The sequence below is a fragment of the Agrobacterium vitis genome, from assembly GCF_037039395.1.
Classification (GTDB): domain Bacteria; phylum Pseudomonadota; class Alphaproteobacteria; order Rhizobiales; family Rhizobiaceae; genus Allorhizobium; species Allorhizobium vitis_E.
This window is the reverse complement of record NZ_CP146242.1, coordinates 2,362,755-2,388,981: the sequence shown is the minus strand read 5'-3', so window position 1 is coordinate 2,388,981 and position 26,227 is coordinate 2,362,755. Positions and strand designations below refer to the sequence as shown.

General features: G+C 60.0%; 23 protein-coding genes. 12 read left to right on the top strand and 11 right to left on the bottom strand.

Going from position 1 to position 26,227, the window contains the following annotated elements; genetic code table 11:
• The first annotated feature begins 47 nt into the window (after nucleotides 1–47).
• Nucleotides 48–1,058 (top strand): ABC transporter permease, encoded by a 1,011-nt coding sequence (locus V6582_RS13640; RefSeq protein WP_015917205.1) that lies wholly within the window; start codon nucleotides 48–50, stop codon nucleotides 1,056–1,058.
• A complete protein-coding gene (locus tag V6582_RS13635; RefSeq protein WP_156631753.1) occupies nucleotides 1,051–1,971 on the top strand; it encodes an ABC transporter permease in 921 nt (306 codons plus the stop codon). The genes V6582_RS13640 and V6582_RS13635 overlap by 8 nt, the downstream gene beginning before the upstream one ends.
• A gap of 25 nt (nucleotides 1,972–1,996) precedes the next feature.
• Here V6582_RS13635 and V6582_RS13630 read toward each other — a convergent pair whose 3' ends face one another.
• From V6582_RS13630 to V6582_RS13620, 3 genes are read right to left on the bottom strand one after another with little or no spacing between them, the layout of a single operon-like run.
• Nucleotides 1,997–3,118 (bottom strand): ABC transporter permease, encoded by a 1,122-nt coding sequence (locus V6582_RS13630; protein ID WP_197434371.1) that lies wholly within the window; start codon nucleotides 3,116–3,118, stop codon nucleotides 1,997–1,999.
• A gap of 5 nt (nucleotides 3,119–3,123) precedes the next feature.
• Nucleotides 3,124–5,868, bottom strand: coding sequence for a ribosome-associated ATPase/putative transporter RbbA (gene rbbA / locus V6582_RS13625; RefSeq protein WP_156631752.1), 2,745 nt, complete (start codon nucleotides 5,866–5,868; stop codon nucleotides 3,124–3,126).
• A gap of 11 nt (nucleotides 5,869–5,879) precedes the next feature.
• Complete coding sequence (locus tag V6582_RS13620) at nucleotides 5,880–6,920, bottom strand: HlyD family secretion protein (protein WP_156631751.1); 1,041 nt, start codon at nucleotides 6,918–6,920, stop codon at nucleotides 5,880–5,882.
• A gap of 202 nt (nucleotides 6,921–7,122) precedes the next feature.
• Between V6582_RS13620 and V6582_RS13615 the strand changes: the two genes are divergently transcribed.
• The 3 genes from V6582_RS13615 (at nucleotide 7,123) to V6582_RS13605 (ending at nucleotide 9,852) form a co-directional block, all read left to right on the top strand.
• Entirely contained in the window at nucleotides 7,123–8,124 is a 1,002-nt protein-coding gene (locus V6582_RS13615; protein WP_156631750.1) for a P1 family peptidase, read from the top strand.
• Nucleotides 8,125–8,242: 118 nt separating this feature from the next.
• A complete protein-coding gene (locus tag V6582_RS13610; RefSeq protein ID WP_234889666.1) occupies nucleotides 8,243–9,403 on the top strand; it encodes an alpha-D-ribose 1-methylphosphonate 5-triphosphate diphosphatase in 1,161 nt (386 codons plus the stop codon).
• A complete protein-coding gene (locus V6582_RS13605) occupies nucleotides 9,403–9,852 on the top strand; it encodes a GNAT family N-acetyltransferase (RefSeq protein WP_156631748.1) in 450 nt (149 codons plus the stop codon). The genes V6582_RS13610 and V6582_RS13605 overlap by 1 nt, the downstream gene beginning before the upstream one ends.
• Here V6582_RS13605 and V6582_RS13600 read toward each other — a convergent pair.
• The 8 genes from V6582_RS13600 to V6582_RS13565 form a co-directional block, all read right to left on the bottom strand.
• A complete protein-coding gene (locus V6582_RS13600) occupies nucleotides 9,849–10,607 on the bottom strand; it encodes an ABC transporter ATP-binding protein (protein ID WP_156631747.1) in 759 nt (252 codons plus the stop codon). The two genes, V6582_RS13605 and V6582_RS13600, sit on opposite strands and share 4 nt — an antisense overlap.
• On the bottom strand, nucleotides 10,604–11,437 hold the full coding sequence (locus tag V6582_RS13595) for an ABC transporter ATP-binding protein (RefSeq protein WP_156631746.1): 834 nt from the start codon (nucleotides 11,435–11,437) through the stop codon (nucleotides 10,604–10,606). The genes V6582_RS13600 and V6582_RS13595 overlap by 4 nt, the downstream gene beginning before the upstream one ends.
• On the bottom strand, nucleotides 11,434–12,363 hold the full coding sequence (locus V6582_RS13590; protein WP_420360183.1) for an ABC transporter permease: 930 nt from the start codon (nucleotides 12,361–12,363) through the stop codon (nucleotides 11,434–11,436). The genes V6582_RS13595 and V6582_RS13590 overlap by 4 nt, the downstream gene beginning before the upstream one ends.
• Nucleotides 12,360–13,358 (bottom strand): ABC transporter permease, encoded by a 999-nt coding sequence (locus V6582_RS13585; RefSeq protein WP_156631851.1) that lies wholly within the window; start codon nucleotides 13,356–13,358, stop codon nucleotides 12,360–12,362. Before V6582_RS13585 ends, V6582_RS13590 begins: the two co-directional genes overlap by 4 nt.
• An 87-nt stretch (nucleotides 13,359–13,445) precedes the next feature.
• Nucleotides 13,446–15,089 (bottom strand): ABC transporter substrate-binding protein, encoded by a 1,644-nt coding sequence (locus V6582_RS13580; RefSeq protein ID WP_156631745.1) that lies wholly within the window; start codon nucleotides 15,087–15,089, stop codon nucleotides 13,446–13,448.
• 52 nt (nucleotides 15,090–15,141) lie between these two features.
• Entirely contained in the window at nucleotides 15,142–16,194 is a 1,053-nt protein-coding gene (locus V6582_RS13575) for a dipeptidase (RefSeq protein ID WP_156631744.1), read from the bottom strand.
• A 212-nt stretch (nucleotides 16,195–16,406) separates the two neighbouring features.
• A complete protein-coding gene (locus V6582_RS13570; protein WP_156631743.1) occupies nucleotides 16,407–17,339 on the bottom strand; it encodes a sugar kinase in 933 nt (310 codons plus the stop codon).
• A gap of 15 nt (nucleotides 17,340–17,354) precedes the next feature.
• Complete coding sequence (locus tag V6582_RS13565; protein WP_156631742.1) at nucleotides 17,355–18,050, bottom strand: GntR family transcriptional regulator; 696 nt, start codon at nucleotides 18,048–18,050, stop codon at nucleotides 17,355–17,357.
• A gap of 282 nt (nucleotides 18,051–18,332) precedes the next feature.
• Between V6582_RS13565 and uxaC the strand changes: the two genes are divergently transcribed.
• From uxaC to V6582_RS13530, 7 genes are all read left to right on the top strand, one after another.
• On the top strand, nucleotides 18,333–19,733 hold the full coding sequence (uxaC, locus tag V6582_RS13560) for a glucuronate isomerase (protein ID WP_156631741.1): 1,401 nt from the start codon (nucleotides 18,333–18,335) through the stop codon (nucleotides 19,731–19,733).
• A 407-nt stretch (nucleotides 19,734–20,140) separates the two neighbouring features.
• Nucleotides 20,141–20,464 (top strand): cupin domain-containing protein, encoded by a 324-nt coding sequence (locus V6582_RS13555; RefSeq protein ID WP_156631740.1) that lies wholly within the window; start codon nucleotides 20,141–20,143, stop codon nucleotides 20,462–20,464.
• Nucleotides 20,465–20,482: 18 nt separating this feature from the next.
• Nucleotides 20,483–21,304: a 5-dehydro-4-deoxy-D-glucuronate isomerase gene (gene kduI, locus V6582_RS13550; protein ID WP_156631739.1), complete on the top strand. Its 822-nt coding sequence runs from the start codon at nucleotides 20,483–20,485 to the stop codon at nucleotides 21,302–21,304.
• Nucleotides 21,301–22,047 carry a 2-dehydro-3-deoxy-D-gluconate 5-dehydrogenase KduD gene (kduD, locus tag V6582_RS13545; protein ID WP_337739241.1) on the top strand — a complete coding sequence of 249 codons (747 nt, stop codon included), beginning with the start codon at nucleotides 21,301–21,303 and terminating at the stop codon, nucleotides 22,045–22,047. The genes kduI and kduD overlap by 4 nt, the downstream gene beginning before the upstream one ends.
• Entirely contained in the window at nucleotides 22,025–23,494 is a 1,470-nt protein-coding gene (locus tag V6582_RS13540) for a mannitol dehydrogenase family protein (protein WP_156631850.1), read from the top strand. Before kduD ends, V6582_RS13540 begins: the two co-directional genes overlap by 23 nt.
• Nucleotides 23,491–24,684 (top strand): mannonate dehydratase, encoded by a 1,194-nt coding sequence (gene uxuA, locus V6582_RS13535; protein WP_156631738.1) that lies wholly within the window; start codon nucleotides 23,491–23,493, stop codon nucleotides 24,682–24,684. Before V6582_RS13540 ends, uxuA begins: the two co-directional genes overlap by 4 nt.
• Nucleotides 24,668–26,227, top strand: coding sequence for a UxaA family hydrolase (locus V6582_RS13530; protein ID WP_420360184.1), 1,560 nt, complete (start codon nucleotides 24,668–24,670; stop codon nucleotides 26,225–26,227). Before uxuA ends, V6582_RS13530 begins: the two co-directional genes overlap by 17 nt.

The window sequence follows — 26,227 nt, the reverse complement described above, 5'->3', positions numbered from 1 at the left end:
GTTCCAGCTTTGTCTCTCCTCCCTGGCGCGCCCGGAGATAAAAAATAATGTTTACCTATACGATCCGGCGATTGCTGTTTGCCATCCCGACCCTGCTGATCATCAGCTTCATCATTTTCGCGCTGCTGGCGATGGCGCCCAACAATCCGCTCGGTGATTTGCCGCTGACGATCCCGCCGGAAGTGCGCGAACAGATGCGCGCCGCCCTTGGCCTCGACCAGCCGATGATTGTCCGCTTCTTCCTGTGGCTGAAGCAGTTCTTCATCAATGAACCGCTGAATATTTTCGAGCAGATCACCGGCCTGACCGTCGGCTCCGGCCAGCGCCTGCGGGTCCTGTCGTGGACCACCCGCAGCCCCGTCGTCGATCTGATCGTCCAGCGCATGCCACAGACACTCTGGGTTGTCGGCCTGTCCTATGTGTTCGGCGTGCTGCTGGCCATTCCGCTTGGCGTTATCTCAGCCTACAAGCAATATTCGATCTTCGACCAGATCGGCACCTTCGTTTCCATGGTCGGCTATTCCGTGCCGACCTTCTTTACCGGCGTACTGCTGATCGTGATCTTCTCCTCGACCCTGCACTGGTTTCCCTCGGTCTACGATACCAATCTCCAGGTCGTGGATTGGACAAGCTTCGTTGCCCAGGTCAAGCAGATGGTGCTGCCGGTCATGGTGCTGACGCTTTATAATACCTCGCAGATCAGCCGTTTCGTGCGCGCTTCCATGCTGGATAATCTGCACCAGGACTATGTGCGCACCGCGCGTGCCAAGGGCGTCAAGGAAAAGACCGTGCTGCTGGTGCATGTGCTGCGCAACAGCCTGATCCCTGTCGTGACCGTGATTGCGCTCGGCGTGCCGACAATCTTTTCCGGCGCGATCATCACCGAGCAGATTTTCCGGGTCAACGGTCTTGGCCAATTGCTGATCACCGCCATCCAGAGCGGCGACCTGCCGCTGGTGCAGACGCTGACCTTCATCTTCGCCGTGCTGATCGTACTCTTCAATCTTATTGCCGACGTGTTGTACGGCATTCTCGATCCGAGGATCCGCTATGACTGATGCGCCCACCCTCGCCACCCAGGCCAAAGCCGACCGCTCGCAATCCTTCAGCGCCCAGCTCTGGGGCCAGTTCCGCCGCCATACCGGCGGGGTGATCGGCCTTGCCGTCTTCGTGCTGATCGTTCTGGCCGTCTATGTCGGACCTTTGATCCACCGCGTCGATCCCAACAAGCTTAATATCCGCGACAAGAACCAGGGACCGTCCTGGGTGCATCCCTTCGGCACCGACAATCTTGGCCATGATCTGTTTGCGCAGGTCCTGGCTGGTGGGCAGATCTCGCTGGCGGTCGGCATGGTGGCCATGCTGATTTCGCTGTTCGTCGGCACGTTGGTCGGTGTCCTCTCAGGCTATTTCAAGCGGATCGACGGGCCGTTGATGCGCATCACCGACCTGTTCCTGGCTCTGCCGATCCTGCCGCTGCTCTTGGTCATCACCATGCTGTTTCGCGATGTGCTGCGCGCCGCCTTCGGCCCGGAGGCCGGGATTTTCATCCTGATCGTCTTCGTCATCGGCATTACCAGCTGGATGCACACCGCCCGCATCGTGCGCGGCGATGTGCTGACGGTGAAGAACCAGGAATTCGTGCTGGCCGCCAAGGCGAGCGGCATGCGCGAATACCGGGTGATCCTCAAGCATATCATCCCCAATGTGCTCAGCTCGGTCATGGTGTCGGCAACGCTCGGCATCGCTTCGGCGATCATCACGGAATCGGCGCTGAGCTTCCTTGGCCTCGGCTTTCCCTCCGATTTTCCCACCTGGGGCCGTTTGCTCTATGACGGTGTGAACTTCCTGCAAATCACCCCTGCCCGCGCCATCTGGCCGGGTCTGGCGATTTCGCTCACCGTGCTCAGCGTCAACTATATCGGCGATGGCATCCGCGATGCGCTCGATCCGCGCTCGATGAAGCGCTGATCTTTATCCGCTCAAGGACGTTCATTCACTGCTGCGCGGCGATGAACGTCCTGAACCGGCTGAGACTGAACAGGAAGAACACCAGACCGATGCCGAACGTCGCGGAGAACTGCGGCCAGACCACATCGAAGCCAGCCCCACGATAGAGAATGGCCTGCGAAAAGGCGACGAAATGGGTCGAGGGTGAGACCTGCATGGCGTTTTGCAACCATTGCGGCTGGCTTTCCAGCGGTGTGAACCCGCCCGACAGGATATTCATCGGCAAAGCGGTGAGGATGAACAGCAGCGCCAGTTGCGGCATGCTGCGGGCCAGCGTCCCTAAAAACAGACCGAACGAGGTGACGAAGAACAGGTAGAGCGCCACTCCTGCCATGTAGAGCGTCAGCGAACCGGTGATGCGCATGCCGAGCACCTTGACCAACACGGTGACGATGGCAACCAGCGTCATCACCAGAATGACCAGACCATTGGCCGCAAGCTTGCTGACCATGATTTCGATAGGCCTGACCGGCATGACCAGCAGGTGTTCCAGCGTGCCGTGTTCCCGCTCACGCACCAAAGCAGCGCCTGCCAGCAGGATGGCCAGCATGGTAATATTGCTGATCAGCGCCATCGTGCCGGAAAACCAATCCGAATTCAGCGATTGATTGAAGGCAAGCCGCGTTTCCACCGTCACCGCCTGAGTGCTTGAGACGCCAACGCGCTGGGCATAAAGCCCGACCTGTTGGCTGACGATCTGTTGAATCGTGCTCGAACCCACCCCCGCCTGCATCAACGCGGTCGCGTCGATCAGCAACTGCACCGAGGGGCTACGCCCCGAGAGAACATCGGCCTCGAAGCGTTCGGGAATATCCAGCACAAAGGTGTAGCGCGCCTGATCCATGGCGCGGTCGATATCCTGGGGCGCGATTGCCACCGGCTTTTGAAAGCGCGGCGGCATCAGCCCGTCGAGAATGGAAGAGGACAATTGCGACATGTCACGGTCCACCACGGCCAGCGTCGCATTGCGCAGATCGTGGGAAAGTCCGGTCGCCTGGGTATAGATCGCCAGACTGAAGGCATAGATGACCATCGCCATCAGCACCTTGTCGCGCAAAAGCCCGATCAGTTCCTTGCGAAACAGGGCAAATACCGTGCGAAGATCCATATCCTCTACCTTTCCTGCTTGCGCAACAGCGACCAGCCAAGCCCGATGGCACCAATCCAGAACAGAGCCAGCGGCCAGACGAAACCCATCAGCTCGACAAAGCCCAGCCCCTTGGTGAAAGCCCCGACGCTGGCGCGCATGAAATAGGTGGTGGGAAACACCAGGCCGATGGCGTGGCCCATGCCTTGGAGCGACGACACCGGCTGCAACAGGCCGGAAAACTGGGTGCCGGGCATCATCGTGCCGATGGCGGTGACGAACAGGGCTGCTACCTGGGTCGAGGTGAAGGTGGAACTTAAAATACCGATCGACGTCGTCGCCAGCACATAGACGAAGGCAGCGACCGATAGACCGGCAAGCGAGCCTTTCAACGGCACGCCGAACAGCCAGACGGCCAGCAGGAACATCATCAGGAAATTGATGAAGCCGATGGCCACATAGGGCAATTGCTTGCCCAGCAGAAATTCCAGCTTGGTCACCGGCGTCACGTAGAGATTGCTGATCGATCCCATTTCCTTTTCCGAGACAACGCCGAGCGCCGTCAGGATCGAAGGAATGAACACCAGCAGCAAGGCGATGACCGCTGGCACCATGGCATTCAGGCTGAGAAAAGCCTGGTTGTAGCGATAGCGCATTTCCACGCCAGCCACCGACCGGATCGTTCCGCCCGATTGACGGACAATCTCCTGCAAGAACCGCTGGTGAGCGCCCGAGACATAGCCGAGCGCCGTCTCAGCCCGGAAGGGCATGGCACCATCCAGCATGGCCAGCACGTTTGGCCGCTTGCCCGCCCGCAGATCGGCGCCGAATTTCTCGGGTATATCCAGCGCCAGCATGATGTCATTGGCCTTCAGCCGCGACAACATCCCGGCTTCATCGGAGATGGCGGGTTGCAAGGTGAAGGCGGAGGAGGACGCATAGGCATCAATATAGGCCCGGCTTTCGGCACTCTGGTCGCGGTCAAGCACGGCAAACCGCAGGTGATCGACATCCAGCGTCAGGCCGTAGCCGAAAATCAGCATCAGCAGCGCCGTGCCAGCCAGGGCGAAACCGAGCCGGATCTTGTCGCGCATCAGTTCCATCGCCTCGCGCCGCGCATAGGCCATCAGCCGGGCAGGCGAAAACCCCTTTTTTACCAGGGCGCCGGCAGAGTTCTCGGCCTCCGTCGCGGCACCGGTTTGCGGCTGGGTTGCTGCGTCAGTCAGGCTTTCCTGCCGCCCTCCCGCCTTCATGAAGGCGATGAAGGCATCGTCCAGGCTGGCGCTGCCGGTCTGCTCTTTAAGCTCTTGTGGCGTACCGCAGGCAATCACCTTGCCGGCATGCATGAAGGCGATGCGGTCGCAGCGCTCGGCTTCGGCCATGAAATGGGTGGACACGAAAATCGTCACGCCGTTTTGCCGCGACTGTTCCACCAGATCATTCCAGAACCCGTCACGCGCCAGCGGATCGACGCCGGATGTCGGCTCGTCGAGGATCAGGATATCGGGCTGATGGATCAGCGCCACGGCCAGTTGCAGGCGCTGGCGCACTCCAAGCAGCAGATCGCTCGACAGGAACTGCAAATAGGGCTGAAGACCGAACTCATGCGCCAAGGTCTCGATCCGCGCCTTGGCCGCCGCTCCCGTCAGGTCGAAAATCGCTGCATGCAGGTTGAGATTCTGCTGCACCGTCAATTCGCCATAGAGCGAAAAGCCCTGCGACATGTAACCGACCTGACGGCGGGCATCGACATCGCCAGCGCCCGTCTTGGCATCGACCGGCTGGCCAAACAGCCGCGCCTCGCCGCTACTGGCAGGCAAAAGCCCGGTCAGCATTTTCATGGTGGTGGATTTTCCGCAGCCATTCGAACCGAGGAAACCGAAAATTTCACCCTTGGGAATGCGGAAGCTGACATGATCGACGGCGGTAAAAGCACCGAATGAACGGGTCAACTCCTTGGCCTCGATGGCAACCTCGCCCCGGTCCACGAAGGCAAGCCTGGGCGGCGGATCGCCATAGCCCTGTTTTGCCGCATCCGGCAAAAGCGCGATGAAGGCCTGCTCCAGGGTCTTCTGCCCGGTTTGTTGCAGCAGCGCCTCGCAGGTGCCATCCGCCAGAGTACGGCCCTCATGGAGCAGAACCACGCGCTGGAACCGGCTCGCCTCGTCCATATCTGATGTGGCGGTGATAATGGTCAGGCCGGGCCGCGAGGCCTGGATGCTCTCCACCAGATCCCAGAATTGCCGTCGCGACAAGGGATCGACACCGGTCGTCGGCTCGTCGAGCAGCAGGAGATCGGGATCGTGCACCAAGGCGCAGCACAGGCCGAGCTTCTGCTTCATGCCACCCGACAGCTTGCCCATCAACCGGTCACCGAACGGATCGAGCCCGGTCGACTTGAGCAGCCGGTCGATACGCCCGGCCCGCTCCGTCGCGTCCTGCCCAAACAGCCGACCGAAGAAGTCGATATTCTCGCAGACGGTCAGGTTGGGATAAAGATTGCGGCCCAGGCCCTGCGGCATATAGGCAATGCGCGGCTGGACTTCCGTGCGCGCACCGGCCCTCGCCATATCCGCCCCAAGCGCCGTGATCCGGCCTTGCTGGATTTTCTTTGCGCCCGCCAGCAGCGCCAGAAGCGTGGATTTGCCCACCCCATCCGGCCCGACCAGGGCAACCCGCGATCCGGCCTCGATGCCAAGGTCGATGGCGCTCAAGGCCTGGCGCTTGCCATAGGAATGGGACAGGCCTGCCAGTTCGACAGCGTTTTCCATGGCTGCCCCGCTTACGGCTTACTGGCGGAAGGTTGGGTATTCGAAGCCGAAGGGTCGAGAGGCGCTGTCGTCAGATCGGATTGCAGCCGGTCCGGCCAGACCGCATTCGCATCGGTCTTCACATAGCCGAGACCAGTGATCCCGGTTTTGACCAGCGGCAGATATTGCTTCACCAGTTCCTTCGGTGCGCTGATCTTGACACGGAACATCAATCGGTCGCGCTCGCTGCGGATCTCCACCTGTTTCGGCGTATATTGAGCCTGCGGCGAGACGAAGGACACCGTTCCGGGAATGGCCCGGTCCGGCAGAATATCGAGCAGGATACGGCCCTCGGCACCGATTGCGGTTTTGGCGGCGTCGGCAGACGGAAGATAGATCGTCATATAGACATCCGACAGATCGAGCACCGTCAGTACCTTGCCGCCCGCCGCCAGCACCTCGCCCGGCTCCGCCAGCCGGTAAAGCACCCGCCCGTCCTTCGGTGCAACAAGCGTTGCATCGGAAACGGTCTGGGAGATGCGGTCGGCCTCCGCCTTGGCATTGTCGATGGTCGCCTGCACGCTGTTCAACGTGCTCTCGGCCGCCGAGACCGCCGCCTTGGAACTGTCGCGGCTCAACCTTTGGCTATCGACCGCCTGATCGGAAACGAAGCCCTTGCCAAGCAGAACCAGCTTGCGCTCCAGATCCTTGTCGGCGAGATCGAACTGGCTCTGCGCCTGGGACAGTTTGAAGGCCGAAGCATCGCGGCTCTGTTCGGCTTCGGCGATCTTGGCCTTTGCGGCACGCAGCTGGCTTTGCAATTCCACCGTATCCATGCGCGCCAGCACCTGCCCCTTGGTGACCAGATCGCCCTCGCCGACTTCGACGGACACCAGACGCCCGGCGCTTTTGCTAGCGATATCGACCTCGGTCGCCTCGATCCGGCCATTGCCGGTGACGATGCCTGACGGCAGCGTATCGGCTCGTCCGAATTTCAAATAGGCATAGGTGCCGCCGGATGCGGCAAGCAGAACGACAACGAAGGCTAGGGCGAATTTCTGGGGCTTCTGCATGGATAGCTCAAATCTCGAAAAAGGGGCGGACAGCGCGGGAATCCAACGATCGATCAAACCGTAAGACACTAAATTTACTGTATAAACTTGTTACGAGCGCCTTCAGGGTATAACGCTTTATGCGTCAAACTTACTGGCCTTTGCCGGTGCGTCCTTGATTGAAATCAAATCTTCCGCAACACAGTCCGAAGGAGCATCACGCATGAAGCCCGGCTCTCTCAATCTACTGACGGATGTTGCCGGTCTTTCGGTCGGTCATGCCACCGATCTGGCGCTCGGCTCCGGGGTGACTGTCATCGTCTTCGATCAACCGGCCACCGCATCCGGCTCGGTGCTGGGCGGGGCGCCCGGTGGGCGTGAAACGGGTTTGCTCGATCCGTCGCTGTCGCTGGTCACCCAGGTCAATGCGCTGGTCCTGTCGGGCGGCTCCGCCTTTGGGCTGGATGCGGCAGGCGGCGTGCAGGCGGGCCTGCGCCAGATTGGCCAGGGATTTCCGGTCGGTGATATGAACGTCCCCATCGTCCCGCAGGCGATCCTGATGGATCTGCTGAATGGCGGCAACAAGAACTGGGGCCTCCACTCCCCCTATCGCGATATGGGTTATGAGGCTTTCGTGGCCCGCAAACCGGGCAGTTTCCCGTTAGGAACAATCGGGGCTGGAACAGGCGCCACCACTGCCACCGTCAAGGGCGGGCTCGGTTCGGCCAGCGCCGTCTCCGCCAGCGGTCATACCGTGGCGGCCATCGTCGCCGTCAATGCGCTCGGCACGGCCACGATCGGTTCGTCACGGCATTTCTGGGCCGCTCCTTTCGAGCAGGAGGGTGAATTCGGCGGCCTCGGCATGCCCTCCTCCTTCGGCCCTGATGATAGCGCGTTGCGCCTCAAGGGCCGCGACCCGATCGCCACCACCATTGGCGCTATTGTCACCGATGCTGATCTGACCAAGGCGGAATGCCACCGCCTGTCAATCATGGCCCATGACGGATTGGCGCGGGCGCTGCTGCCTGCCCATCTGCCTGCCGATGGCGATACGGTGTTTGCCGCCGCCACCGGCGCAAAACCGCCGCCGGACCTTGCCAGTTTCATGGAGCTTTGCCATCTCGCCACCCTCACCATGGCCCGCGCCATCGCCCGTGGCGTTTATGAAGCGCAAGCCCTGCCTTACGACTGTTCGCAACCGGCCTGGCGTGATCTTCGTGTCTGATTTCCGATCGCTGACATAGAACGGTCATCACAGAGATTTACACCGCGCCTGTCGCGGCACGGCTCGAATCGTCTGAACCATGCTATGTGAGAGAAAAAGCGGAGAGATCGGGATGGACATGAGCGGCAAGACACCTTTGAAACGCCTGGTCCTGACCAATGCCGCCATCGTCCTTGCAGACCGCATACAGACCGGCACGGTCGAAATCGAAAACGGCCAGATCATCGCCATCGGCCCGATAACCCATGCCAGCGACGCCATCGATCTTGGTGGCGATATGCTGATCCCAGGCCTTGTCGATATCCACACCGATCATTTCGAAAAGCATGTCTTTCCCCGCCACCACGTCCGCTGGAATTATACGACGGCGGCCCTTGCCCATGACGCGCAAATCATCGGCGCAGGCATTACCACCGTGTTCGACAGCCTCTGCGTCGGTGCGGCGGAAGACGGCAGCGAGCGGGCGGAAATCCTGGGGCCGATGATCGAGGCGCTGGAAAAGGCGCAAAGCGCTGGCATGCTCAGGGCCGAGCATTTCGTGCATCTGCGCTGCGAAGTGATCGATGAACAAACGCCTGCGCTGATGGAAGCCAATATTGGCCATGCTCTGGTGCGCGTCGTCTCTGTCATGGAGCACCTGCCCGGCATCCGCCAGACACGGGATCTCGACACCTATCTGGCCAAGGTCGCGAAATTGCGCGGCGAAGCGCTTGCTGTCACCACGGCTCGGGTTGCGGATCTGATCACCGCCAAACAGGCCATTGGCAACCGGATCCGCCCGCAGGTGGTGGATATCGCCAAGCGCCACAACAAGCCGCTGCTCAGCCATGACGATACCGATATCGAGCATGTCGATCTGGCGGCGGACGAAGGCGTATCGATCAGCGAATTTCCCTGCACGCTGGAGGCCGCCCGCGAGGCCCGCAAGCGGGGCATGCAGATTGTCGGCGGCGCACCGAATATCGTGCGCGGCGGCTCACAATCCGGCAATATCGCGGTGCGCGATCTGCTGCTCGAAGGCCTTTGCGATATCCTCGCCTCCGATTATGTACCACGCGCCCTGCTGGACGCGCCCTTCGCCATCGCCGCCGATCCGGATCTCGCCTACGACCTGCCCGCCGCCATCCGCATGGTCACCAAGACCCCGGCAGAAGCCGCTGGCCTGAACGACCGCGGCGAGATCGCGCCGGGCAAGCGCGCCGACCTCTTGCAGATTGGCCAGCACGGCGGCCATCCGTTCATCAAGCAGATCTGGCGCGGCGGGGTGCGGGTTGGGTGATGGCCGATCACATTCGTCTTGCGGAAAACCAAGATACGGATGCCATTGCTTCGGTCTTTACCCGCTCTCGATCCCTGTTGGTTTTTTTGCCGAAATTGCACACTGCCGAGGAAGATCGGCATTTCATTGAAACCGTCGTTCTTGCTGAAAATTCTGTGCGGGTTGCGATTGAAAACCACAGGATATGCGGCTTTATCGCAGTCAAGGACGGTTGGATCGACCATCTCTACATTGACCCGGACCATCTCGGTAAAGGCATGGGATCACGCTTACTCACCAATGCAATGGCGGATGCAACCCATCTGAAGCTCTGGACATTTCAGCAAAACCAGAATGCACGACGCTTTTATGAGTACCACGGCTTCACCCCTGACCTGATGACGGACGGTGGTGAGAACGAAGAAAAACAGCCGGACGTGCTCTATGTCTGGTCCCGGACAACATCTTAACGGTCAGCTTTCCGCCGAAACCCCTCACTCGCCACCATCAATTGCCGTGTATAATCCACCTGCACATCGCGTCTGCGCAGCGCTTCGACATCCATGACTTCCACCACCTGCCCGGTGCGCATCACCGCCAGCCGGTCGCACATATGGCTGATAACAGCCAGATCGTGACTGACCATCAGGAAGGTCAGGCCGCGATCCTTGCGGGCCTGTTCGAGGAGGTTGAGGATTTCCGCCTGGATTGAGGCGTCGAGTGCCGAGGTTGGCTCATCCAGCAGCAGGATTTTCGGCTCGACGATCAAGGCACGAGCAATGGCGATGCGCTGACGCTGGCCGCCGGACAGCTGGTGCGAAAACCGGAAGCGGAAGCCGGAACCGAGGCCAACCTCATCCAGAGCGCGGGCAATCCGGCTGTCGACATCGGAAAATCCATGCACGGCCAAAGGTTCCAGCAGCAAGCGGTCCACAGTCTGGCGCGGATGCAGCGAGCCGTATGGGTCCTGAAACACCATTTGTACGGTGCGATAAAAGCTTTTGTCGCGCCGCCTGCTGTCATAGCTCTTGCCATCGACAGTCAGCTTGCCACTCTCAAAGGTATTCAGCCCGGCAATCGCCCGCAGCAGCGTCGATTTTCCCGAGCCGGATTCCCCGACCAGACCAAAGCTCTCGCCCTGTTCAACGGCAATGCTGACACCGTCCAGCGCCAGAAACTCGTCGAAGCGCACGCCCATCTCTTCAACAATCAGGGCCTTGCTCATTGAGCCCACTCCACCTGACGCTGCAAGACCGGCAGCGGATGCTGGTTGCCTTCCAGGCGCGGCAGGCAATTCAGCAGACCCTGGGTATAGGGATGTTTCGCCTCGGACAGGTTTGCGGCATTCAGTTCCTCGACGACACGGCCCGCATACATCACCAGCACCCGGTCGCAGAAGGAAGAGACCAGCCGCAAATCATGGCTGACGAAAATCAGCCCCATGCCGCGCTCACGCACCAGCATGTCGAGAATATCGAGCACTTCCAGCTGCACTGTCACATCCAGCGCCGAGGTCGGTTCATCGGCAATCAGCAGTTCCGGCCCGCAGACCAGCATCATGGCGATCATTACCCGCTGGCCCATGCCGCCGGAAACCTCATGCGGGTAAAGCTTGAACACCCGTTCGGGATCGCGGATCTGCACCGCTTCCAGCATGGCCAGCGCCCTGTGCCTAGCTTGCTTTCCCGTCATCCGCTCATGGGTCAACAAGGTCTCGACGATCTGTTTGCCAATCGGCATAACCGGGTTCAGCGAATATTTCGGGTCCTGAAGGATCATCGCCATCCGCTTGCCGCGCAGCGCCCGGCGCTTCGAAGCCGAAATCGCCAGCAGATCCGTATCGCCGAAATGCAAGTGATCGGCGGTTATCCGCGCATGGGCGGGGGTGAGACCCATGATCGCCCGCCCGGTCTGGGATTTGCCGGAGCCGGATTCGCCGACAATGCCCAGCCGCTCCTTGCCCAGTGTGAAGGACACGCCGCGCACGGCTTCCACCAGACCCGTGCGGGTCGGAAAACTGACCTTGAGATTGTCTACCGTTAGCAGCGCGCTCATTGGCCGGCCTCCTTCGGGTCCAGCGCATCGCGCAAGCCATCACCCAGCAGGTTGAAGCCAAGGCTGACGATCAGGATGGCAAAGCCCGGCATGGCGGCAACCCACCATTGATCGAGAATGAAGCGGCGGCCATCGGCAATCATTGCCCCCCATTCCGGCAGGGGCGGCTGGGCGCCAAGGCCCAGGAAACCGAGACCGGCAGCCGTCAGGATAATGCCCGCCATATCCAGCGTAACGCGGACGATCAGCGACGAGAGACAGAGCGGCATGATGTGACGCAACACGATGCGAAAGGGCGAAGCGCCCATCAGCTTGACGGCAGAGATATAATCGGAATTGCGCACCGTCAGCGTTTCTGCCCGGGCAATACGCGCATAGGGCGGCCAGGAGGTGACGGCGATGGCCAGAATGGCGTTTTCGATGCCGGGGCCGAGGGCCGCGACCAGCGCCAGAGCCAGAACGAGCTTCGGAAAGGCCAGGAAAATATCGGTCAGCCGCATCAGTACCGCATCGACCCAGCCGCCCGCATAACCGGCCACCGTGCCGACCAGCAGACCGATGGGCGCGGCAATGATTGCCACCAGCACCACCACCATCAATGTCAGCCGCGACCCGTAGATCAGCCGGGAATAGATGTCGCGGCCCTGGTCGTCGCTGCCGAGCCAGAAACCGCCGGTCCCGGGTGCCATCAATCTTGCATTGGCAAGATCACCCTGCACCGGATTGTGGGTGGCCAGCAGATTGGCGAAGGCAGCAACCAGAATGAGCGCGATAATGATGCCAAGGCCAAGCAATGCCAACCGATTGGCCGAAAACTGCCGCCAGATCACATAGGCGCGGCCAAGCCGGGCCTGCCGGCGCGATTGGGGACGGTCCGACAGCAGCCAGTCTCGAAGGGTGCCGTGCGTGGAGGGCGTCGTCATCATCGGCTGCGCGTCCTCGGATCAAGGGTTTTGTAGAGGAGATCCGACAGGATGTTGATTGCGATGAACACCGAACCGATAATGATGGTTCCGCCCAGCACCGCATTCATATCGGCATTTTGCAGCGAATTGGTAATGTAGAGGCCGATGCCCGGCCAGGAGAAGATCGTCTCTGTGAGCACCGAGCCTTCCAGTAGGCCTGCATAAGATAGAGCAATCACCGTCAGCAACGGCACAGCGGCATTGCGCAAGGCGTGGAACCAGATGATCCGGGCTTCGGACAGGCCCTTGGCGCGGGCCGCAGTGATATACTCCTGCGAAAGCTCGTTGAGCATGAAAGACCGCGTCATGCGGCTGATATAGGCAAGCGAGAAATAGCCAAGCAGGGCACCCGGCAGGATGATGTGGCGAAACAGATCCCAGACCACATCCCATTGGCCCTGCATGGCCGCATCAAGCAGGTAGAAACCGGTGACGGGCATGAAACTATATTCATAGACCACATCGAGACGGCCAGGATAGGCAACCCATTGCAGCTTGGCATAAAACACCAACAGCCCAAGCAGGCCTAGCCAAAAAATTGGCACAGAATAGCCAACCAGACCAACGACCCGGACCACCTGATCGACAAAGCTGCCGCGCTTGACGGCCGCCAGCACCCCCAGCGGAATACCAAGCGCCGCGCCAATGATTGTACCGACTGTGGCCAGCTCAATGGTTGCCGGAAAGACCCTGGCAATATCCGTCATGACAGGATTGGTGGTCAGCACAGACGTGCCAAAATCACCCGACAAGGCCTGCTTGATATAGATGAAGAATTGATAATAGAGCGGCTGATCAAGCCCCATAGCCCGGCGCGTCTGTTCCACCATGGATTCCGGAGCCCGGTCGCCCAGCACCGCCAGAACTGGATCAATTGGAATAATTCGACCGATAAAGAACGTCACAGCCAGCAGACCAAGATAGGTGGTCAGAACAGTGATGATAAATCCAGCCATGGCCTTGAGGCGACGACCATGCCGGGCGCGCTTGCGCCCGGCTGCTACATTGATCTCTCCAACGGAGGATACCTGGACCACGGCCGGTCAGCTCTTGGTCACGTCGGCGATCATCGCGCTATCGAAGGTGGCTCCAAGCCGGAAGCCGTTGACATTGGCGCGAACCGCAGATGTTTCCACCTTCTGGTAGATGATGACGAAGGGGCTTTCCGCCAGAACCTTCTTCTGCATGTCCTGATAAAGTGCGGCGCGCTTTTCCGTATCGCGTTCGAGCAAAGCGGACTGGGTCTGCTTGGTGAGCTCGGGAATATCCCAGGCATTCCGCCAAGCAAGCGTCTTCAGCTTGGTGCCGTCAGAATTGTCCTCGTTGGAGGCAAAAGCCTGGGCGTTTGAATTCGGATCCCAGTAATCGGTGCCCCAATTGCCAATATAGATATCGTGGTTGCGGGCCCGGAACTTGGTCAGTGTCTGCTTTCCATCGCCCGGAATAAGGTCAAGCTTGATCCCTGCTTGGGCGAAAGTCTGTTGAACGGACTGGGCGATACCGGTCAACGGCTCGACGCTACGAACGTCCATGGTCACCGAAAAGCCATCGGCATGTCCAGCCTTAGCCAGCAGTTCCTTCGCCTTGGCAACATCCAGCTTGTAAGGATTGTCATCGACGGCCCCAAGCATGCCGGAGGGCAGGAAGGCCTGATGAATCGTGCCGACACTCTTGATGAGGGTCGAGCCGATGGCATCGTAATCGACAAGATATTTCAGCGCCTCGCGGACTTCGGGCTTCGCCAGAATCGGATTTTTCTGGTTGAGGCTGAAATAATAGGACGTGCCTTGAGCAGCGGCGATCAGCTTGATCTCCTTCTGCTTGGTAACCGCGTCGATATCGTTCGGCTCCAGATTGCGGGCAATGTCAATATCGCCAGACTGAAGCGCCAGCCGCTGGCCGGAACTGCCCTTCATGTGGCGATAGATGATCCGCAGCAGCTTCGGCTTTTCGCCCCAGAAGGCATCATTGCGCTCCAGCACGACGATTTCATTGGCGCGCCAATCCCGCAGCTTGAACGGGCCGGAGCCAGCATAATGGGTCTTTAACCATCCATTGCCGAAATCGGTGGTAAACTTGTAATCATCCGTTGGCGTTACCGTCGCCGCATTTTTCTCCAACAGAACCTTATCCACGACTGAACCGACCTTGGCCGTCAGGCAATTAAGGACAAAGCTTGGTGCGTAGGGCTTGTCGACAATGAGCTGAAAGGTCAACTCGTCCAATGCCTTGGCTTTTTCGGTCACATTGTCGGCGGTCAGCCCGAATTGCTGAAGAATGAAGGCGGGGTTCTTGTTGAGCTTGACAGCACGCTCAATCGAGTAAGCCACATCCGCCGCCGTTATCGGATTGCCCGAGGCGAATTTCATGCCCGAACGCAGCTTGAATGTATAGGTCAGGACATCATCCGACGTTGTCCAGCTCTCGGCCAGCCGTGGCTGGATCTTCAACGGATCATCCGGATCAAGCTTGACCAGCGTATCATAGATTACCGAGGCAATTTCCTGCGCCGAAATCTCAAAGGACTCACCAGGATCGAACGTGATGATGTCATCGATCTGCCAGCCAAGCACCAACGTATCCTTCGGCGTTGCCGCAAACACGCTACCTACCCCACCAGCAAGCATGGCTGCCAGTCCCGCGCCACTTGCCAACAAATAATCGCGCCGTCCGATCTTGATCGTCATCAACAGGGTCCCCTTTTTTCTGAAATAGTTCATTTTGCCGACTAACGCCGGATTACTCGCCCCAGGCCGTCCCCAGCACACGCAGCCAGTTTTCATGGGCAATCTTAGCAATATCTGCATCACCGTATCCAGCCGATTGCAACGCTTCAAGCAACCTCTGGTTACCACTGGCATCGCCGATTGCACCGGGCACGGTACAACCATCGAAATCGGAGCCAAGGCCGACGCAATCGATGCCCATGCGTTCCACCATGTAATCGATATGGCGCACCATATCTGACAGCGGGGTCTCGGCAAAATCGCGGGCGTCGGCGCGCAGCATGGTCACCGCGTAGTTGAGACCGGCAATGCCCTTGCGCTCGCGGATCGCGTCCATCTGCCGATCCGTCAGGTTACGGGCCACCGGCGTCAGCGCATGCGCATTGGAATGGCTGGCGATCAATGGCTTATCGGAGGTTTTCGCCACGTCCCAGAAGCCCTTTTCGGTGATATGGGCAAGGTCGAGGGCAATGCCCAGCCGGTCGCAGGCTTTCACAAGTTCAAAACCAAGCGTCGTCAGGCCCGGCCCTGTATCCGGCGACATCGGAAAAGCGAAGGGAACCCCATGGCCGAAAATATTCGGGCGGCTCCAGACCGGGCCGAGCGTGCGCAGGCCTGCCTGGTGAAACACTTCAAGGGCTGCCAGATCGGCATCGATGGCCTCGCAGCCTTCCATATGCAGCACGGCGGCAAAGGTGCCGTCGGCCATGGCAGCGCGAATATCCGATGTCGAGCGGCACAGCCGCCAGCCGCCAGCCCGCTCGAGCCGCAGCGCAATGGCCGCCATCTGCAAGGCGATATCGAGTGAGGATGCCCGCGCCAAGGGCTTATCGACAGGGGTATTGTAATGGCCCTTGTCATCCGGCTCGGTCAGCACGAACTCGCCATCGGAGGGAATATAAATCGCGCAGAGACCGCCACCAAGCCCGCCACGGCGGGCGCGTGGCGCATCGATATGACCTTCCCGTGTGCCATCGATGAATTGCCGCACCGGATCGACGCCCGCTGCATGAGCCCTCCACAAGCGCAGGAGGACATCATTATGCCCGTCGAAAACCAATTGCATGAACGCTCACCTTTTGACGCATTGCGACTGGCCAGTCCTTTTTGACAGAAGCCGCAAGCCCATGACAAAAAAGGGAAATATCGCCAATCTCCTATTTCAGGCGCAGAGTAGAATCAAAAGCTGCAAGGGTTCAAGCGAAAATAATTTGCATCGCAACACAAAGAAGCGAGCATTTTTGCGACATCGGTTTTCGGACACGGCTTTACGCGTGTCTATCGGACAACGATGTTTTCAGGGATATTTTCGATCTCCACCAGGGCGCCTCGCTTGCGGATCACCTGGCCGGAAACGGCAGCCCCCTGCGCCAACGCCTCGGCCATCGCCACACCCGAAAGACGGGCCGACAGGAAGCCGGCATTGAAACTGTCGCCAGCCGCTGTCGTATCCACGAGATCCGCGACCGGCACGGGATCGAATGTCACTGGCCCTTGCGTGGCGTCAAAGGCATGAACACGGCCAGCGCCATTCTTGACCACCACGGTTAACGCACCTGCTTTTCGGTATCGGATAATCGTGGCATCCGGGTTAGCATCGTTGAAATTCGGCCCATCCTCGTCAAAGGACGGCAGGACGATATCGGCAACCTTGGCCGCCTCTGACACCGCATTACACATGCTGTCACGGTCCGGCCAAAGCCGGGCGCGCATATTGGGATCGAAGGCGATCAGGCTGCCGGCATCGCGTGCCTGCGCCAGAACCTCCAGCAATTGCTGACGGCCCGCCGGGGACAGGATGGCGAGGGTAATGCCGGAAAACAGGATGAGATCGCGGCCCCGTACAGCCTCTAAAAGAAACTGACGATCGTCTGCTAAACGCTTGGCGGCGGATTGGCCGCGCCAATAGCTGAAACTGCGCTCGCCATTGGCAAGCTCGATCATATAAAGCCCGACCGTCGCATCCTCCAGACGGCGCAAATGCCCCGTGCCAATTCCCGCCGCCTGCATGAAGGCGAGCATGGCCTGCGAAATGCCATCGACACCAATGGCCGAGCAATAATCCACTACATCGTCTGCGCCCAGAAGGCGGCGCAGATACCAGGCGGTGTTAAACGTATCGCCAGCGAAATTGCGATGATAGGCACCGTCTTCGCGTGGTGCCATTTCCACCATGCATTCGCCGATGGTCAAAATCCGTCTGCTGCTCATCTTATCCTGCCATCCTCATTCGGTCGCGAAATACTGGCCGTGGCTTTCCCTGATCCGGCTGATGATCGACAGGATGCGCGACAGATGCACACGCATGCCTGCCGCTGCCCGCTCACCATCACGCGCCTTGAGGGCGGCCATGATATCGATGTGATCGTCGATTGCGCTTTGTGCGCCAAAGGACAGGCTGAGATAACGGATCCGGTCCATATGCGCCTTGCTGTCGCGGATCAGCGCCCAGGCGAATTCATGGCCCGACATCTTGCAGATCTGCCGGTGAAATTCGTCGTCCAGCTCGTGAAACAGCATCTTGTCGCCAGCGTCCATGGCCTTGATCTGCCGCTGGACCAGTTCGTCAAGCGCCTCGATCTGCTCCTTGCTCAACCGATCGGCGGCGGCCCGCACGGTTTCCATTTCCAGTGCCGTGCGGATGAAGCGGGCCTGCAAAACCCCACGTTCGGAAATATGCGTTACCACGGTTGCCCGTTGCGGGCGGATCATCAGGAACCCCTGCTGGGACAGGCGATAGAAGGCATCGCGCACCGGTTGGCGAGACACGCCCATCTGCTTGGCAACATCCACTTCCGACAATTTTGCCCCCGGCGGCAGCTCCAGTTCAACCACCTGCCGATATAACAGCTCGAAGACCTGCTCGGTGACCGAAGGTTGCCGCTGAACGTCCAGCGTGCGCACATTGACCGTATCAATCATCCCAACCTCCGAATACCACCGCCATCGTCACTCCAAGTAGCCTGGCCAAGGACCCGGGATCATCCCTCGGACCGCATTGACACAATTTGCATACTAACATATTAGATTGACGGCGGAATGCAATTGCGTTTCGCCACCACTGCCACCGCTCAGGCCATCGATCAAAAGACGACGGCCAATGCAAGGGGCGGCAGTTGTTTTAGGCCATAATACGCCGGACCGAAATCGGCTTGCGATATTATGCAGTATTAGAAATACGGGGCGCACGCGGAGACCACGGCATTGCTTCATCCAGACAGGCTTTTTCCCCTTGACCCCGCAGCACGCACGCTGGCGCGCACGCTTTATGACACGGTCCGTGACCTGCCCATCGTCAGTCCGCATGGTCATACCGACCCGCGCTGGTTTGCGGAAAATGAAGCTTTTCCCGATCCGGCCCAGCTTTTCGTGGTGCCGGACCATTATGTGTTTCGCATGCTCTATTCCCAGGGTATCGACCTCACGGCGCTTGGCGTGCCGCGTGTCGATGGCGGCATGACGGAAACCGATGGCCGCAAGATCTGGCGGCTGTTTGCCGAAAACTTCCACCTGTTTCGCGCCACGCCGAGCCGCATGTGGCTGGACCATGCCTTCGAAGACGTATTCGGACTGACCACAAGGCTTTCAGCCAAAACGGCGGACCAGACCTATGACCATATCGCCGATTGCCTGACAAAACCGGAATTTCGCCCCCGCGCCCTGTTCGAGCGCTTCAACATCGAAGTGATCGCCACCACGGAAAGTCCGCTGGACGAGTTGAAATGGCATGAGGCGATCCGCGCCTCCGGCTGGAATGGCCGCGTCGTCACCGCCTATCGACCCGATCCGGTGGTCGATCCGCAGTTTGAAGGTTTTACCACCAATATCGAGCGGTTCGGGCAATTGGCTAATGTCGATGCCACCAGTTGGAGCGGCTATCTGGAAGCGCATCGCAACCGCCGTGCCTTCTTCAAATCTTATGGTGCCACCAGTTCCGACCATGGCCATCCCACGGCCCGCACCGAGGATCTGCCACAGGATCAGGCCAAGGCGCTGTTCGATAAGGCACTGACCGGGCGGATCACCCCCGAAGAAGCTGATGCCTTCCGAGGTCATATGCTGACGGAAATGGCCAGGATGAGCCTGGAAGACGGGCTGGTGCTGCAAATCCATCCCGGTTCCTACCGCAACCATTCCTCAGGCATCATGGCAAAACATGGCCGCGACAAGGGCTTCGATATCCCGACCCGCACCGATTACGTCCGCGCCTTGAAGCCACTTCTGGATGCGGTCGGCATGGAAAAGGATCTGACGGTCATTCTCTTCACGCTGGACGAAACCAGCTATTCACGCGAGCTGGCGCCGTTGGCAGGTGCCTATCCGGCCCTGAAGCTCGGCCCCGCCTGGTGGTTCTTCGACAGCCCTGATGGCATGCGCCGCTTCCGCGAAACCACCACAGAGACCGCCGGTTTCTACAATACCGTCGGCTTCAACGACGATACCCGCGCCTTCTGCTCCATCCCGGCCCGCCATGATGTGGCCCGGCGGGTGGACTGCGCCTATCTGTCCGAACTGGTGCTGACGGGCCGTCTGGAGGAGGACGAAGCCTTTGAGCTGGCAAGCGATCTCGCCTATGGATTGGCGAAAAAGGCATATCGGCTCTAGCTGAGGAGCAGCGGGGCCTAGCGTTTTTCAGGGAAAACTGGATACCGATTTCCCCGAAAAGACAAACGAAAACAAAGGAAAGCGAGAGGTTTTCTGGTTCGGACCACAGTACACGCCCAAAGGATTTATGGGCTTCGCCCCCCTCATCCCCCTGCACGGGGACTTCTCCCAGCTGGGGAGAAGAGGCAAAGGCGATAGCAATCAGCCTTATTCTGATGTTGGAAAAGGGCTTTACTCGCTCTTTGCAGCACCAGAGAAAGCGCTGGGCGCTGCGGCAAGTCTCTTCTCCCCATCGGGGAGAAGGTGGCGGCAGCCGGTTGAGGGGGGCGGCAAAGCCGCAAGACCTTTGTGTCGTGTACTCTGGGTTCAGACTGAACCAGACAGCCTCGATGGAGGAGCAGCCAGCCATGGATACAGACTTCGTCAGGACCTTTCCGGTGGTCGAAGCCGGCCACGGGGTGACCCGCCAGGTTCTCTCCGACAGCCCAGAACTGATGGTGGTGAAATTCACCTTCGCCAAGGGAGCGGAGGGCCTGCGCCACCATCATCCGCATGTGCAATCCACCTATGTTCAGTCCGGCCGGTTCGAATTTTTCATCGGCGACGAGACGTTCACCGTCGGCCCGGGCGACAGTTTCGTTATTCCTTCCCTTGCCTTTCACGGCTGCCGGGCAATCGAGCCCGGCGTGCTGATCGACACATTCACGCCCCGGCGTGACGATTTTCTTTGATATTTGAGGAGTTAAGCCATGCTGACCGTTGAAACCCGCCACGCTATCGACCCGCAGACCGCCAAAGGCTTCGACACCACGGCCCTGCGCAAGCATTTCCATGTCGGCGATATTTTTGCGGAGGGCGAAATCCGGCTGATCTATACCCATTACGACCGGATGATCGTCGGCGGCGCCGTACCCGGCGGCGCTCCGCTGGTGCTTGACCATGTGAAGGAATGCGGCACCGCCTCCATTCTCGACCGGCGCGAACTTGTCGTCGTCAACATCGGCGGCACAGGCACGGTCGAGGCGGATGCCACCTATGAAATGGGCAAGGGTGACATGCTCTATCTCGGCATGGGCGCGGGCAAGATCACCTTTTCAGGCGCTGGCCGGTTCTACATTCTCTCGGCCCCGGCCCATCACACCTATCCGTCGCGCCTCATCAAGATTGAGGAAGCCGCCAATGTGACGCTCGGCTCGCAGGCAACCTCCAATGAGCGCACCATCTACCAGTTCGTGCATCCTGATGTGATGAAGGCCTGCCAGCTGGTGGTCGGCATGACCAAGCTTGCCCCAGGCTCCGTCTGGAACACCATGCCTGCCCATGTCCATGACCGGCGCATGGAAGCCTATCTCTATTTCGACCTGCCGGAAGGCCAGCGCGCTTTCCATATGATGGGCGAGCCGGACGAGACCCGGCATCTGGTGTTGAAAAACGAGGAAGGCGCGATCTCGCCGCCCTGGTCGATCCATTCGGGCGCAGGCACCGCCAACTATACCTTCATCTGGGCGATGGCCGGTGACAATGTCGATTATAAGGATGTGGAAGTGGTGTCGATGGAGACGCTGAAGTGAGCGATCTGTTTTCCCTCAAGGGCAAGACGGCGCTGGTGACAGGCGCCAATACCGGCATCGGCCAGGCCATTGCCCTGTCGCTGGCCGGAGCTGGCGCCAGCGTGATTTGTGCGGGCCGCTCTCCGGTGGCGGAAACTATCGAGCAGATTACCAATGCCGGTGGCAAGGCATCCGGCCTCACCCTCGACCTCTCCGACCCGATGGCGGGCAGCGGCATTTTCGAAGATCTCGGCCCGGTCGATATTCTCGTCAACAATGCCGGTATCATCCGCCGCGCCGATGCGGTGGATTTCACCGAGGCCGATTGGGACGCGGTGATGGATGTCAACCTGAAAGCGGTATTCTTCCTCTGCCAGGCCTTCGCCAAGGCGCTGTTTGCCCGAGAATCGGGCGGCAAGATCGTCAATATCGCCTCGATGCTGTCCTTCCAGGGCGGTATCCGGGTGCCATCCTATACGGCGTCGAAAAGCGGCGTCGCAGGGCTGACCAAGCTGCTCGCCAATGAATGGGCGGCCAAGGGCATCAATGTCAACGCCATTGCCCCCGGCTATATCGAAACCAACAATACCGAGGCGCTGCGCAATGACGCGGCCCGCAACAAAGCAATCCTGGAGCGCATTCCGGCGGGTCGCTGGGGCGAGGCCGAAGACATTGGCGGCGCTGCGGTGTTTCTTTCCTCAAGGGCGGCCAAATATATCCATGGCGCCATTCTCAATGTCGATGGAGGCTGGCTTGCCCGCTGATATGTCCGCCAATCCGCAACGGCTGCACCGCCCCGAAGGCACCAGACCGCAGACAGGTATCGTCCATCTCGGCCTCGGTGCCTTTTACCGCGCCCATGGGGCGATCTATATCGAACAGGCCATGGAGAAATCCGGCGGGGACTGGGGCATTATCGGCGTCAGCCTGATGCGGCCAGACCAGCGCGATGCGCTCGCCCCCCAGGATTTCGCCTATACCGCCGTCGAGCTTGGGCCGGATGGCGAAACGCCGCATGTGATCGGCGTGATCAACGATGTGCTGGTGGCACGGGAAAATCCGAGAGCCGTGATCGACGTGATGAGCGATCCGGCTGTCAAGATCGTCAGCCTGACGGTAACGGAAAAAGGCTATTGCCACGAACCCTCCACCGGCAAGCTGAACCGTAACCATCCCGACATCAAGCATGATCTGACCCATCCCGAAGCCCCCCTCTCCGCACTCGGCTTTCTGGTGCGGGCGCTGGAAAAGCGCCATGCGGCTGGCCTGCGTCCCTTCACGGTGCTGTGCTGCGACAACCTGCCGGAAAATGGCAAGGTGGTGCGGGGCGTCGTCCTGGAACTGGCCGGGCTGATCTCATCCGATCTTCAAGGCTGGATTGCCAGTGAAGGTGCCTTTCCCTCGACCATGGTGGACCGGATCGTGCCTGCCACCAAGCCGGAGGATATCGACCGGCTGGCGCAGATCACCGGCGTGCTGGATCTTTCCCCCGTCATGCATGAGCCTTTCCGGCAATGGGTGGTGGAAGACCGTTTCGTTGATGGGGCAAGGCCGGATCTCGGAGCCGTCGGGGTCGAGTTGGTCAAGGATGTGACGCCGTTTGAGCATATGAAGCTGCGCTGCCTGAACGGCACCCATTCGTCACTTGCCTATCTCGGCTATCTCGCCGGTCACGAAACCATTGCCCAGACGGTCGCCGACCCGGTCTTTGCCCGATTCTGCAAAATGCTGTGGGACACGGAAATCACCCCCGGCCTGAAAGCCCCGCCGGGCGTGAGCCTTGGCGATTATACAGCTGCGCTGTTTGACCGTTACGCCAATCCCGCCATCCGCCACCGCACCTGGCAGATTGCCATGGACGGCTCGCAGAAGCTGCCGCAGCGGATTCTCGGCACCCTGACTGAGAACCTCGCCGCCAACCGGCCGATCAAGGGATTGGCTTTGGCCGTTGCCGCCTGGATGCGCTATGTTGGTGGCGTGGATGAAAAGGGCGACGCCATCGACGTCCGCGACCCGCTGGCCGCGCGATTGAAAAGCTTGAGCGATGGCGCTGCCGAGCCTGTCGACAAGGTAGCGGCCCTGCTTTCGGTGCGCGAGATTTTCCCTGCACCGCTGGCCGATAACCCAACTTTCCGCAACGCGCTGACGACAGCTTATCAAAGCCTCGCCGCCAAAGGGTCAAGACAAACAATAGAGGACATGTCCGCATGAAAGAGAGCTGGCGCTGGTACGGCCCGTTCGACCGCATTACCCTGGCCGAGGTCGCCCAGACCGGCGCCTCCGGCATCGTCAACGCGCTGCACGAAATACCCTATGGCGAAGTCTGGAGCAGCGATGCCATTGAGGCCCGCCGCGACGAGATCGCCAATAGCGGCTTAGGCCAGACCTGGAATGTGGTGGAAAGCCTGCCGATCCATGAGGATATCAAGCGCGGCGAAGGCGATCTTGAGCGGCTGTTTTCCAATTACCGCCAGTCGATGAAGAATCTCGCCGATGCCGGTATCTATACGATCTGCTATAATTTCATGCCGCTGCTGGACTGGACCCGCACCCAGCTGGATGCGCCGGTCGCGCGCGGCGGCAGCGCCCTGCGGTTTTCCGAACCGCATATGGCCGCCTTCGAGATCCATATGCTGGAGCGCGACGGTGCTGAAAACGACTATTCGCCAGAGGTGCGCGAGGCCGCCAAGGCCTGGTTCGACGCCTCCAGCGAGGGCCTGCGGCAAAACCTGCTGAACAGCATCATGTCCGGACTGCCCGGCGCCTTTGACCGCTACGACATCCGTGGGTTGCGCGAGGCACTGAAGCGCTATCACGGCATCAGCCGCGATGAGATCCGCGCCAATTATGCCCGTTTCCTGGCCGAGGTCATCCCGACGGCAGAAGAGCTTGGCATGCGGTTTTGCGTACATCCCGACGATCCGCCGCGCGATATTCTCGGCCTGCCGCGCATCGTCTCCTGCGAAGACGACATTGCCTGGATTATGGAACAGCAACCGGCCCTTGCCAACGGCTTGACGCTATGCGCGGGCTCGCTGGGCGCCAATCCGAAAAACGATGTTCCGGCCATTGCCGCACGCTTTGCCGATCGCATCCATTTTGCCCATCTGCGCAATGTGGCCAAGGAGCCGGACGGTTCCTTCCAGGAGGCCGCCCATCTGGACGGCGATACCGACATGGTGACGCTGATTGCCGTGCTGATTGCCGAAGAGCGCCGCCGAAAGGCAGACGGTCGCGCCGATTTCGACATTCCCTTCAGGCCTGACCACGGCCACGAATTGCTTGACGATGTCAGCCGTGGCACCCATCCCGGCTATCCGCTGGTCGGGCGCCTGCGTGGGCTGGCAGAACTGCGCGGGGTCATTCGCGCCCTCTCTCACGGACATGTCCATTATGGCTGAAGCCCCACGGACAGGCAAAGAGACAGGGACAGTGCTGCTGCACCCGGATGACACCGTCGCCATCCTGACCAATCCCGCCCCGGCAGGCACGCAGCCGCTTGGATTTGGCGCGCCCCTTGATCATTCGGTGGCGCGTGGCCACAAGATTGCCCGGCAGGATATGGATGCGGGTGGCAATATCATCAAGTTCGGACAGGTGATTGGCTATGCCAGCCGCCCGATCCGGGCGGGTGAGCATGTGCATACCGACAACTGTTCCTTCGGCGCCCATGACCAGCAGTATGAGGTGGGTGCCGATTACCAGAAGGCGCTGGCCGCCATTCCCGTTGTTAAACCTGAGACATTCATGGGCTATCGCCGGGCGAATGGACAGGCGGGAACGCGCAATTTCATCGCCATCTGCGCCACCGTCAACTGTTCCGCCACCGTCATCCGGCGCGCTGCCGATGACATCAACCGTTCTGGCATTTTGGCAGACTACCCCAATATCGACGGGGTCGCTGCCTTTGCGCATGGCACCGGCTGCGGCATGGATGCAGGCGGCGAAGGGGCGGATATTCTGCAACGGGTGCTCTGGGGCTACGCCACCCATCCCAATGTCGGCGCTGCGGTTTTTGTCGGTCTGGGATGCGAAGTCATGCAACTCGCCCGGATGAAAATGCTCTATGGTGGCAATGACGAAAACCGGTTCTTCGGCCTGACCATTCAGGACAGTGGGGGCACCGCTGCGACCATCGCGCATCTGGTCGAACACATCAAATCCATCCTGCCCGTGGTCAACGCCATCAAGCGTCAACCGATCCCGGCCTCGGAGCTGAAACTCGCGCTGCAATGCGGCGGCTCTGACGGGTTTTCCGGCATCACCGCCAATCCGGCCCTTGGCATCGCCTCCGACCTGCTGGTCGGCCTGGGCGGCACGGTGGTTCTCTCGGAAACACCGGAAATTTACGGTGCCGAACAATTGCTGCTGCGCCGCGCCGCATCAAGCGAAATCGGCGAGAAGCTGATCGCCCGCATTCGCTGGTGGGAAGACTATACAAAAATGAACCGTGGCTCGATGGACAACAACCCCAGCCCCGGCAACAAACTGGGCGGGCTGACCACCATTCTCGAAAAATCCCTGGGCGCATCGGCCAAGGCAGGCAGCACGCCGCTGACCGACGTGCTGCACTATGCAGAACGGATCGAAACCCCCGGCTTCGTCTTCATGGACACCCCCGGCTACGACCCGGTCTCTGCCACCGGCCAGATCGCTGGCGGCGCGCAAATGCTGGTCTTCACCACCGGGCGCGGTTCCGCCTTCGGTTCCAAGCCCACCCCCACCATCAAGCTCGCCACCAACAGCAAACTCTACGAGGACATGCCCGACGACATGGACCTCAACTGCGGCGACATCATCAGTGCCGGGATTTCGGTGGAGCAAAAAGGCCGGGAGATTCTCGATCTCGTGCTGGCCTCAGCTTCGGGGCAGAAGACAAAGTCGGAGATTTTGGGCCTGGGGGATAACGAATTTGTGCCTTGGCAGGTTGGGGCGGTGATGTGA